The organism is Pseudomonas fluorescens (assembly GCF_902497625.1).
Classification (GTDB): domain Bacteria; phylum Pseudomonadota; class Gammaproteobacteria; order Pseudomonadales; family Pseudomonadaceae; genus Aquipseudomonas; species Aquipseudomonas fluorescens_BQ.
In genome coordinates, this window is record NZ_CABVGX010000046.1 from 35,688 (window position 1) to 47,125 (window position 11,438).

The 11,438-nt window shown below is 59.6% G+C and carries 10 protein-coding genes; 5 read left to right on the forward strand and 5 right to left on the reverse strand.

The features are described from left to right. Positions 1–39 precede the first annotated feature (39 nt). Entirely contained in the window at positions 40–1,938 is a 1,899-nt protein-coding gene (cysN, locus tag F8N12_RS22425) for a sulfate adenylyltransferase subunit CysN (RefSeq protein ID WP_150582343.1), read from the forward strand. A 187-nt stretch (positions 1,939–2,125) separates the two neighbouring features. Here the strand turns inward: cysN and F8N12_RS22430 are convergent, their stop codons facing one another. From F8N12_RS22430 to F8N12_RS22440, 3 genes are read right to left on the reverse strand one after another with little or no spacing between them, the layout of a single operon-like run. Then, positions 2,126–3,028 (reverse strand): acyltransferase, encoded by a 903-nt coding sequence (locus tag F8N12_RS22430; RefSeq protein ID WP_150582344.1) that lies wholly within the window; start codon positions 3,026–3,028, stop codon positions 2,126–2,128. Further along, on the reverse strand, positions 3,029–5,128 hold the full coding sequence (pta, locus tag F8N12_RS22435; RefSeq protein WP_150582345.1) for a phosphate acetyltransferase: 2,100 nt from the start codon (positions 5,126–5,128) through the stop codon (positions 3,029–3,031). 60 nt (positions 5,129–5,188) lie between these two features. Next, on the reverse strand, positions 5,189–5,527 hold the full coding sequence (locus F8N12_RS22440; protein WP_150582346.1) for a DUF3565 domain-containing protein: 339 nt from the start codon (positions 5,525–5,527) through the stop codon (positions 5,189–5,191). Here F8N12_RS22440 and F8N12_RS22445 point away from each other — a divergent pair. The 3 genes from F8N12_RS22445 to F8N12_RS22455 all read left to right on the forward strand — a co-directional run bounded on the left by F8N12_RS22445 (position 5,496) and on the right by F8N12_RS22455 (position 7,877). Then, the gene (locus F8N12_RS22445; protein ID WP_150582347.1) at positions 5,496–5,981 is read left to right on the forward strand and encodes an FKBP-type peptidyl-prolyl cis-trans isomerase; all 486 of its coding nucleotides are present in this window, start codon (positions 5,496–5,498) and stop codon (positions 5,979–5,981) included. The genes F8N12_RS22440 and F8N12_RS22445 overlap by 32 nt on opposite strands. Before the next feature lie 123 nt (positions 5,982–6,104). After that, positions 6,105–6,587, forward strand: coding sequence for a glutathione peroxidase (locus tag F8N12_RS22450; RefSeq protein WP_150582348.1), 483 nt, complete (start codon positions 6,105–6,107; stop codon positions 6,585–6,587). A gap of 186 nt (positions 6,588–6,773) precedes the next feature. Next, positions 6,774–7,877, forward strand: coding sequence for an NADH:flavin oxidoreductase (locus F8N12_RS22455; protein WP_150582349.1), 1,104 nt, complete (start codon positions 6,774–6,776; stop codon positions 7,875–7,877). Between the two features lie 126 nt (positions 7,878–8,003). On the opposite strand, the gene F8N12_RS22460 is transcribed toward F8N12_RS22455, so the two are convergent. After that, complete coding sequence (locus F8N12_RS22460) at positions 8,004–9,203, reverse strand: glycosyltransferase family 4 protein (RefSeq protein ID WP_150582350.1); 1,200 nt, start codon at positions 9,201–9,203, stop codon at positions 8,004–8,006. 39 nt (positions 9,204–9,242) lie between these two features. Continuing rightward, complete coding sequence (gene cysZ, locus F8N12_RS22465; protein WP_150582351.1) at positions 9,243–9,995, reverse strand: sulfate transporter CysZ; 753 nt, start codon at positions 9,993–9,995, stop codon at positions 9,243–9,245. 314 nt (positions 9,996–10,309) lie between these two features. Between cysZ and trxB the strand changes: the two genes are divergently transcribed. After that, positions 10,310–11,272 carry a thioredoxin-disulfide reductase gene (trxB, locus tag F8N12_RS22475; RefSeq protein ID WP_150580498.1) on the forward strand — a complete coding sequence of 321 codons (963 nt, stop codon included), beginning with the start codon at positions 10,310–10,312 and terminating at the stop codon, positions 11,270–11,272. The last annotated feature ends 166 nt before the right edge of the window (positions 11,273–11,438 follow it).

Below are 11,438 nucleotides of genomic sequence, written 5' to 3' on the forward strand. Positions count from 1 at the left end.
GCTTGCCGCTTGAAGCTTACAGCTTGGAGCTCGAATGCAATGAGTCACGTATCTGATTTGATCAGCGAGGACATCCTCGCCTACCTGGGCCAGCACGAACGCAAGGAAATGCTGCGCTTTCTGACCTGTGGCAACGTCGACGACGGCAAGAGCACCCTGATCGGGCGCCTGCTGCACGACTCCAAGATGATCTACGAAGATCACCTGGAAGCCATCACGCGCGACTCGAAAAAAGTCGGCACCACCGGCGAAGACATCGACCTGGCGTTGCTGGTCGACGGCCTGCAGGCCGAGCGTGAGCAGGGCATCACCATTGATGTCGCGTACCGCTATTTCTCCACCGCCAAACGCAAATTCATCATCGCCGACACCCCGGGCCATGAGCAGTACACCCGCAACATGGCCACTGGTGCGTCTACCTGTGACCTGGCGATCATTCTGGTCGATGCCCGTTACGGCGTGCAGACCCAGACCCGTCGTCACAGCTTTATAGCCTCGTTGCTCGGCATCAAACACATCGTGGTCGCCATCAACAAGATGGACCTCAACGGCTTCGACGAAAGCGTTTTCGAGTCGATCAAGGCCGATTACCTGAAGTTCGCCGAAGGCATCGCGTTCAAGCCGACCACCATGGCCTTCGTGCCGATGTCGGCGCTGAAGGGCGACAACGTGGTGAACAAATCCGAGCGCTCGCCGTGGTACACCGGCCAGTCGCTGATGGAAATCCTCGAGACCGTCGAGATCGCCAGCGACCGCAATTACACCGATTTGCGTTTCCCGGTGCAGTACGTCAACCGTCCGAACCTGAACTTCCGTGGTTTTGCCGGTACTTTGGCCAGCGGCGTGGTGCACAAGGGCGACGAAGTTGTGGTGCTGCCGTCGGGCAAAAGCAGCCGCGTGAAATCCATTGTCACCTTCGAAGGTGAACTGGAGCACGCAGGCCCGGGTCAGGCAGTGACGCTGACCATGGAAGACGAAATCGACATCTCTCGCGGCGACTTGCTGGTGCATGCCGACAACCTGCCGCAAGTGACCGACGCCTTCGACGCCATGCTGGTGTGGATGGCCGAGGAACCGATGTTGCCGGGCAAGAAATACGACATCAAACGCGCCACGTCCTACGTGCCGGGTTCGATCACCAGCATCGTCAACCGCGTCGACGTGAACACCCTTGAAGAAGGCCCGGCCAGCTCGTTGCAGCTGAACGAGATCGGTCGGGTCAAGATCAGCCTCGACGCCGCCATCGCGTTGGACGGTTACGCAAGCAACCGCACCACCGGTTCGTTCATCGTCATCGACCGCTTGACCAATGGTACCGTCGCCGCCGGCATGATCATCGCTCAGCCTTTGAGCCATGGCACCAGCACGCACCACGGCAAACTGGCCCACGTGGCGACCGAAGAGCGTGCACAACGCTTCGGCCAGCAACCGGCTACCGTGCTGTTCAGCGGTTTGTCGGGCGCGGGTAAAAGCACGCTGGCGTACGCCGTTGAGCGCAAACTGTTCGACCTGGGCCGTGCGGTATTCGTGCTTGATGGCCAGAACCTTCGTCACGACCTCAACAAGGGGCTGCCGCAGGATCGCGCAGGGCGCACCGAGAACTGGCGTCGTGCCGCGCACGTCGCACGTCAGTTCAACGAAGCGGGGCTGCTGACGCTGGCAGCGTTCGTTGCGCCGAGTGCCGAAGGGCGCGAGCAAGCCAAGGACCTGATCGGCAAGGAACGCTTGCTGACGGTCTACGTGCAGGCCTCGCCGGCGGTCTGTGCCGAACGTGACCCGCAAGGTCTGTACGCGGCCGCAGGGGATAACATCCCGGGCGAGTCCTTCCCGTACGACGTGCCGCTGAATGCCGATCTGGTGATCGACACCCAGTCGCTGTCACTGGAAGAAAGCGTCAAGCAAGTGCTGGATCTGCTGCGTCAGCGTGGCGCGATCTAGGATAGGAGCAGCGGTAAGCCGTTAGCTTCAAGCTGCAAGAGAAACCCGCCTATGAGTGATCATCGGCGGGTTTTTTGTGTCCTTGAGATCGCCTTCGCGAGCAGGCTCGCTCCCACAAGGTCAGCGTGCACTGAAGATCAACTGTGGGAGCGAGCCTGCTCGCGATGGGGCCGGCACTGACACCTTGTTACTTGCCAGGATACTCACGGTGCATCTGCCCCAGCAACGCATCCTTGTCTTCCCACAACTGATTGATCCACCCCTGAAACTGCAGGCGATACTCGCCGTCCTGATCGTAATTCTTGCCAATGAACTGGGGCGGAATCTTCAGCTCTTGAAAATGCACCACCACGTCCTTGACGTTGCCGCAGAGCAGATCCCAATAGCCTGGACGGCCGCCCGGATAATGAATCGTCACGTTGACGATCGATTCCAGTTGTTCACCCATCGCATCCAGCACAAAGGCAATGCCGCCGGCCTTGGGTTTCAGCAGATACTTGAACGGTGATTGCTGCTGCGCGTGTTTGCCTTCAGTGAAACGCGTGCCTTCGACGAAATTAAAGATCCCCACCGAGGTGTTGCGGAACTTCGCGCAGGTCTTGCGCGTGGTTGCCAGGTCTTTGCCTTTCTTCTCCGGGTGCTTCTCCAGGTAAGCTTTGGAATAACGCTTCATGAACGGAAATCCCAGCGCCCACCACGCCAGGCCGATGACCGGGACCCAGATCAGCTCTTGCTTGAGGAAGAATTTCAGCGGCTGGATACGACGATTGAGCACGTACTGCAATACCATGATGTCGACCCAGCTCTGATGGTTGCTGGTGATCAGGTACGAATGCCGATAGTCCAGCCCGTCCAGACCGCTGAGGTGCCAGCGCGTGCGGCAGACCAGATTCATCCAGGCCTTGTTGTTGCTGATCCAGGCTTCATGGATATGACTCATCAGCCAAAGCGTGAAACGTTGCGTAATGGCGAAGGGCAGCGCCTTGAAAATCGCCACGCAGAACAGAATCGAGCAAAGCAAAATCGTGTTCAGTGCCAACAACAGCGAGGCGATCACGCCGCGTACGGGTGCAGGTAGAAAATCCAGCATTTAAAGATCCATAGGTCGGTTGGCAGCTTGGATCGCGGTCAACGCGATGGTGTACACGATGTCATCGACCTGCGCGCCCCGCGGCAGGTCGTTCACCGGTTTGCGCAGGCCCTGCAGCATCGGGCCGAGGCTGACGCAATCGGCACTGCGCTGCACGGCTTTGTGCGTAGTGTTGCCGGTATTGAGGTCGGGGAACACAAACACCGTGGCGCGCCCGGCGACCGGGCTGTTCGGCGCCAACTGTCGGGCAACGCTTTCGTTGGCTGCAGCGTCGTACTGCAACGGGCCGTCAATCAGCAGCGAATGCTGCTGTTCGTGTGCCAGTAACGTTGCTTCGCGGACCTTCTCGACTTCTTCACCGCTGGCTGATTCGCCGCTCGAATAGCTGATCATTGCCACACGCGGGGTGATGCCGAATGCGGCGGCCGAGTCGGCGCTCTGCAGGGCGATCTCGGCCAGTTCGCTGGCGCTTGGGTGCGGGTTCATCACGCAATCGCCATAAACCAGCACTTCTTCCGCAAACAGCATGAAGAACACCGACGAGACCAGCGTGCAGCCCGGCGCAGTTTTAATCAGCTGCAGGGCCGGGCGAATGGTGTTCGCAGTGGAATGAATAACGCCGGAGACCAGGCCATCGACTTCATCCAGCGCCAGCATCATGGTGCCGATCACCACTGTGTCTTCCAGTTGCTGTTCGGCCATCGGCGCGTTGAGGCTTTTCGATTTACGCAGAGCAACCATCGGCTCGACGTAGCGCTCACGGATCAGGTCCGGATCAAGAATCTCCAACCCCGGCGGCAGTTCGATATCGTGCGCGCGTGCCACGGCTTCGACGTCCGCCGGTTTGGCCAGCAACACGCAGCGGGCAATGCCGCGTGCCTGGCAGATCGCCGCTGCCTGCACGGTCAACGGCTCGCTGCCTTCGGGCAACACGATGCGCTTGTTGGCGGCTTGCGCGCGCTGAATCAGTTGATAGCGGAACACGGCCGGAGACAAGCGCATTTCCCGTGGCGTCCCACAACGCTGGTGCAGCCAGTTGGCGTCGAGATGACTGGCGACGAAATCGGTGATGATCTCCGCACGCTCGCGATCGTCGATCGGGATTTCCTTGTTCAACCCGTTCAGCTGGTTGGCGGTGTCGTACGAGCCGGTGCTTACCGACAGCACCGGCAGACCTGCCTGCAGCGCGCCACGGCAAAGGTCCATGATGCGCGGATCGGGCAGGGTGTCGCTGGTGAGCAACAGGCCGGCCAGCGGCACGCCGTTCATGGCGGCTAGGCTGACGGCGAGGATGATGTCGTCGCGATCGCCTGGCGTCACCACCAGCACGCCGGGCTTGAGCAACTCCACAGTGTTACGCATGGTGCGCGCGCAAATGATGATTTTGCTCATTCGGCGGGTTTCGTAGTCGCCGGCATTGAGGATTTGCGCGCCCATCAGGTCGGCAACGTCGCGGGTGCGCGGCGCGTTGAGCTCCGGCTGGAACGGGATGCAGCCGAGCAGCTTGAAATCGCCGCTGCGCAGCAAGGACGAATGCTCCTTCAGGCGCGCAGCAAACGCTTCCATGCTCTCTTCGGTCTTCACCTTGTTCAGGATCACGCCGAGGACTTTCGGGTCTTTCGGGCCGCCGAACAGCTGTGCCTGTAACTCGACGCGCCCGGAAAGCTCGGCCAATACTTCGTTCTCCGGCGCGGAGACCAGGATCACGTCAGCATCGAGGCTTTTGGCCAAATGCAGATTGACCCGCGCCGCGTAGCTGGCACTGCGAGTCGGCACCATGCCCTCAACAATAAGCACGTCTTTGCCGATGGCGGCTTGCTGATACAGGGTGATGATCTCTTCGAGCAATTCGTCAAGCTGGCCGTCGCCGAGCATGCGCTCGACATGTGCCAGGCCCAGCGGCTGAGGCGGTTTCAGGCCGTGGGTGCGTGCCACCAGTTCGGTGGAACGCTCAGGCCCGGTGTCACCCGGATGGGGTTGCGCGATGGGTTTGAAAAAGCCGACCTTGAGACCGGCCCGCTCGAGGGTGCGCACCAGCCCGAGGCTGATTGAGGTCAGGCCCACACCAAAATCGGTGGGCGCGATAAAAAAAGTTTGCATGCGGATTCTCTAAAGGAGCATGGCAATGGTGACGGCCTATGACTGACCGTCTACCGCAATTCAGTCGCCAAGGTTAGCGCTAACCGAGCCTTGTGCGCACCAACCGCACGCAAAGGGCTGACCTATTTTTTCAAGGCGTTGCGCCGGGTCGAGCACCCAGGCGCGCGATTGCCATGGTGGGCGGTGACGCAGGTGCTGTGTATGGCCGCAGGACAGCTCGGCGACCCAGTGGCCATCCTCGTCCTGATGAAAGCCTGTGACCGTCGGGCCTGGCGCCGCGTTCCGTCTGTCCGGGTTGTGTTCGCTTTCGGACGATTGCTTCGCTAAACTTGGTCTTTCTATATTCTTCTGCAAAAGGTCTCGCCCCATGCTGATCGCCGCCAATAAGGCTGTCTCCATCGACTATACCCTGACCAACGACGCTGGTGAGGTCATCGACAGCTCCGCCGGCGGCGCGCCGCTGGTCTACCTGCAAGGCGCAGGCAACATTATTCCGGGCCTGGAAAAAGCCCTGGAAGGCAAAGCAGTCGGCGACGAGCTGACCGTAGCCGTTGAACCTGAAGACGCTTACGGCGAATACGCGGCCGAACTGGTCAGCACCTTGAGCCGCAGCATGTTCGAAGGCGTTGACGAGCTGGAAGTGGGCATGCAGTTCCACGCTTCCGCGCCGGACGGTCAGATGCAGATCGTGACCATCCGCGATCTGGACGGCGACGATGTCACCGTCGACGGCAACCACCCGTTGGCCGGTCAGCGCCTGAATTTCCAGGTCAAGATCATCGAGATCCGTGACGCCAGCCAGGAAGAAGTCGCCCATGGTCACGTCCATGGCGAAGGTGGCCATCACCACTGATTTCTGCGCTAAGCTTTCGAGAACTGGAGAGGCGCCCGCGGGGCGCCTTTTTAGTCCGCGGCTGTCCCTGGTGAAATCACCCAGTGGCAGTTTCGAGAAGAACACGGGAATTGGGAGTTCGTCATGAGTGCTTTTCACGACCTTAAACTGAAGGCCCTGGATGGTCAGGAGTTGCCTCTTGCGCCTCTCAAAGGGTGCGTCGTGCTGGTGGTCAACGTTGCTTCCAAATGTGGCCTGACCCCACAGTACGCGGCGCTGGAAAATCTTTACCAGCAATACAAAGACCAGGGTTTCAGCGTACTGGGCCTGCCGTGCAATCAGTTTGCCGGGCAGGAACCGGGCTCCGAGCAGGAGATCCAGGATTTTTGCAGTCTGAACTATGGCGTGACCTTTCCGTTGTCCAGCAAACTGGACGTCAACGGACACGACCGTCATCAGTTGTACCGCCTGTTGGCAGGCGAGGGCGCGGAATTCCCGGGCGACATCACCTGGAACTTCGAAAAATTCCTGCTGGGCAAGGATGGTCGCGTGCTCGCGCGGTTCTCGCCACGCACGGCGCCTGATGACGCCTCGGTCATTCAGGCGATTGAAAAAGCGCTGAGCTGAATCAGATAGATCAAAAGATCGCAGCCTTCGGCCGTTCCTACAGGTGTTCATCTTCCATGTAGAAACTGCCGAAGGCTGCGATCTTTTCGTTTCTGGCTCTTAATCACTTAAATCAATAGTGCTGTTAAAAGCTTGTCTGCGTCCATATTATCGTCGTCATAAAGTCATTCTTCGTGGAGCGTCGCCATGCCCGTAAAAGCCCTGTTCAAACCTTTTCACCTTGGCAATCTGGAACTGCCGACTCGCGTGGTCATGGCACCGATGACTCGTTCGTTTTCGCCGGGCGGCGTGCCCAATTCGAAAGTGATTGAGTACTACCGTCGCCGTGCTGCAGCGGGCGTGGGGTTGATCATCACCGAGGGCACCACGGTTGACCACAAGGCTTCAAATGGTTATCCGAACGTGCCGCACTTTTACGGTGAAGCGGCGCTGGCGGGCTGGAAAAAAGTCGTCGACGCCGTGCATGCCGAGGGCGGCAGGATTGTTCCGCAACTGTGGCACGTCGGCAGTGTGCGACGCATCGGTACGGAACCGGACGCCAGCGTTCCGGCCTACGGTCCGTCAGAAAAGCTCAAGGACGGTCAGGTCGTGGTTCACGGCATGACCCGGCAGGATATTCAGGACGTCATAGCCGCCTTCGCCCAGGCCGCGAAGGATGCGCAAAGTATCGGCATGGACGGCGTCGAAATCCACGGTGCCCACGGTTACCTGGTCGATCAGTTTTTTTGGGAAGGTAGCAACCAGCGCACGGACGAGTACGGTGGCAGCCTGGCGAACCGCTCGCGCTTCGCCATTGAATTGATTCAGGCCGTGCGTGCGGCGGTCGGTGAAGATTTCCCGATCATCTTGCGTTTCTCGCAGTGGAAACAACAGGACTACACCGCGCGTCTGGTGCAAACGCCGGAGGCTCTGGGTGAATTCCTCAAGCCGTTGTCCGACGCCGGCGTGGACATTTTCCACTGTTCGACGCGGCGTTTCTGGGAACCGGAGTTCGACGGTTCGCAATTGAACCTCGCAGGCTGGACGCGAAAACTGACCGGCAAGCCAACCATCACCGTCGGCAGCGTCGGTCTGGATGGCGAATTCCTGCAGTTCATGGTCAACACAGACAAGATCGCGCAGCCGGCCAGCCTGGAAAAACTCCTGGAGCGCCTGAACAATGACGAGTTCGACCTGGTGGCGGTAGGGCGCGCGCTGCTGGTCGATCCGGATTGGGCGCAGAAAGTGCGTGACGGCCGTGAAGGCGACATTCTGCCGTTCAGCCGTGAGGCGTTGATGACGCTGGTATAAGCGGCGTTTTCATTGACGCCTTCGCGAGCAAGCCCGCTCCCACATTCGACCCGATTCATCTGAAAGATCTCGGTTAAATGTGGGGGCGGGCTTGCTCGCGAAGGCGGCATCCATGCCACCAAATATTCAGGGACTGGTCGGTGCGTTAGGCACCACCATTTCCCCCACACAAGCCCCGCGCAACTGCCCCTCGAACTGCTCGATAATCGTCGCCCAGCCCTGACGGCTTGCGTGCTGGCGCGCATTCAGGCGCACGCAACGCAGGGTTTCACGCTCTTCCAGCAGCCAGACCGCCGCCTCACAAAACGCTTCTTCATCCCCCGGCATCGCCAGCACGCCGTTGTAGCCGTGGCGGATATGCTGTGCCGCAGCCGCCTGATCGTAAGCCACCACGCCCAGCCCCGAAGCCAATGCCTCGAGCACCACATTGCCGAAGGTTTCAGTCAGGCTCGGGAACACGAAAACATCCCCCGAGGCATAGTGGCTGGCCAACGCTTCGCCGCGCTGAGCTCCGCAGAAAATCGCGTCCGGTAATTGCTGCTGCAACGCGGCCCGCTGCGGTCCGTCACCGACCACGATCAGCTTCAGATGGCGTTGTGGATAGGCGCATTGCAGGCGCTCGAAGCAAGGTTTGAGCAAAGCGAGATTCTTCTCCGGCGCCAGGCGTCCTACATGGATGACGGCAATGTCGTCCTCTGCCAGACCCCATTGCTCGCGTAGCGACTGCAGGCGTTTGACCGGATTGAAAAGCTGGCTGTCCACCCCGCGAGACAACAATGCCAGGCGCTCGAAATGCCGCCGCTCCAGTTCCAGCCGCTGGCTGACACTCGGTACCAGCGTCAAAGTCGAGCGATTGTGGAACCAGCGCAAATAATGCGTCAGCAAGCGCGAGAGCATCCCCAGTCCATATTGGCTGGTGTACTGCTGGAAATTGGTATGAAAACCGCTGACTACGCAAATCCCCAGGCGCCGTGCGGCGCGTAACGCGGACAGTCCCAACGGACCTTCGGTGGCGATGTACAACACGTCCGGCCGATGACGCTGCCAGCGCCGCAACAATTTGTGCATCGACGACTGACCCCATTGCAGGCCCGGATAGCCCGGCAGTGGCCAGCCCCGGCACAACAGCAAATCTTCACCGCTGCCAGACGGCGAGTCGCAGCCCTGCCGAGGTCGCACCAGCTCCACTTGATGCCCGCGCGCGCGCAAACCGTCGCACAAGCGACCAAGGGTGTTGGCCACTCCATTGATTTCGGGAGGAAAGGTTTCGGTGATCAGGGTGATATGCAGAGCTGTCGTCATGACCTCAGTGTCGGCTGAGGCCATTGCGTCGTTGTGACAGTCATATGACGCGTTTGTGACGGCTCATCGCTGCGTCACCAGGTTTTCCGCACCGCGCTCACGCACCCAAAATAGCGTCGCCCCCGCCACGGCCGCCGGCATCATCAGAATATTCACCACCGGAATCAGCAACACCAGATAAACGCTGCCGCCGAAACTCATGCTCTGCCAGCGCTTTTCGCGCAGCCAGGCGAGCATCTCGTTCCAGCCCAGTTTGTGGTTATCCGCCGGGTAGTCGATGTACTGGATCGCCATCATCCACACACCGAACAGCAACCACAGCGGCGCGGCGATAATGTTGACCACCGGTATGAACGAGAGAATGAACAGGCCAATGGCGCGCGGCAGGAAGTAGCCGAGTTTGCGCATCTCCCTCGACAGCGTCCGTGGGATCATTGCGATCAATTCGCCCCAGCTGAAGGCCGGGAAGTCGTCGGTGCCGCGCACCACTACCTCGACTTTCTCGGCAAGGAAGCCGTTGAAGGGCGCGGCGATGATGTTGGCGAGCATAGTGAACGTAAAAAACACCATGAAGACCACCAGCACCACGAATATTGGCCACAGCACATAGCTGAGGAAGCTTAGCCATTCAGGCAGCGACGGCATCAGGGTATCGACCCACAGGCTGAACTGATGGCCAGCCAGGTAAATCAATCCGACGAACAGCAACAGGTTGATTACCAGTGGCAGCAGGACGAATAAACGCAGGCTGGGACTGAGGACCAGCTTGAGTCCTTCGCGCAAATATTGCGGGCCAGACAGTACGGGTGCAGGCATATCGTGCTCCGAGCGAAGGGAAACGCGCCGACCTTACCGGCTTTGCCACACGGGCGAAAGCACAGCGGCAGCATCGACATCAACGGTAACAAAGGCGTCTATATATTTGCGGTAACCGAATAGAGACCGCCTATGAGCTGGATTGTTATTCGGTATTTCCTTAATCTTCGCCCCCTCGATACGCTGCACCCATTCTTTTACAGGACTGTCGAGTTCAAGCCTTCCCCAAGTGCTTTCAACGGTCCTTTTTTATTCACGCCGGCCAACCCGGCGTTCCGCGCCAGATGTTTCGGGCCGGTCAACAGGAGCAGGTCATGTCTGAAGTCCGTCATTCGCGAGTGATTATTCTCGGTTCCGGCCCTGCCGGTTACAGCGCTGCTGTCTACGCGGCCCGTGCCAATCTCAAGCCGCTGCTGATCACCGGCATGCAGGCCGGCGGTCAACTGACCACCACCACCGAAGTCGACAACTGGCCGGGCGATGTCCACGGTCTGACCGGCCCGGCATTGATGGAGCGTATGAAAGAGCACGCTGAACGTTTTGAAACCGAGATCGTCTTTGATCACATCAACGCGGTGGACTTCGCTTCCAAGCCTTACAGCCTGACCGGCGACAGCGCGACTTACACCTGCGACGCGCTGATCATCGCCACCGGCGCCAGCGCTCGCTATCTTGGCCTGCCGTCGGAAGAGGCGTTCATGGGCAAAGGCGTTTCGGCCTGCGCGACCTGCGACGGTTTCTTCTACCGCAACAAGCCAGTGGCTGTGGTCGGTGGCGGCAACACTGCTGTCGAAGAGGCGCTGTACCTGGCCAACATCGCCAGCACCGTGACCCTGGTCCACCGTCGCGAAACGTTCCGTGCCGAGAAGATTCTGATCGACAAGCTGCACGCTCGCGTTGCCGAGGGCAAGATCATCCTCAAGCTTAACGCCACCCTCGACGAAGTCCTGGGCGACAACATGGGCGTTACAGGTGCCCGTCTGAAGAACAACGATGGCAGCTTCGACGAGCTGAAAGTCGACGGCGTGTTCATTGCCATCGGCCACACCCCGAACACTTCGTTGTTCGCAGGCCAGCTGACCATGAAAGACGGTTACCTGGTGGTGCATGGCGGCCGTGAAGGCAACGCTACCGCCACCAACATCGACGGCATCTTCGCCGCCGGTGACGTAGCGGATCACGTCTACCGCCAGGCGATCACCTCGGCCGGCGCCGGCTGCATGGCGGCACTGGACGCCGAGCGTTATCTGGACGGTCTGCAGAACGCTTCGTTCTGACTGCGCAGAAATTACAAAACCGGCTTCGGCCGGTTTTTTTTGTGTCCCACGATTCACGGCCGATACATTTTTAATGTGGGAGCGGGCTTGCTCGCGAAAGCGGCATATCAGTCGCCATTGATGTTGCCTGGCACACCGCTTTCGCGAGCAAGCCCGCCCCCACAGG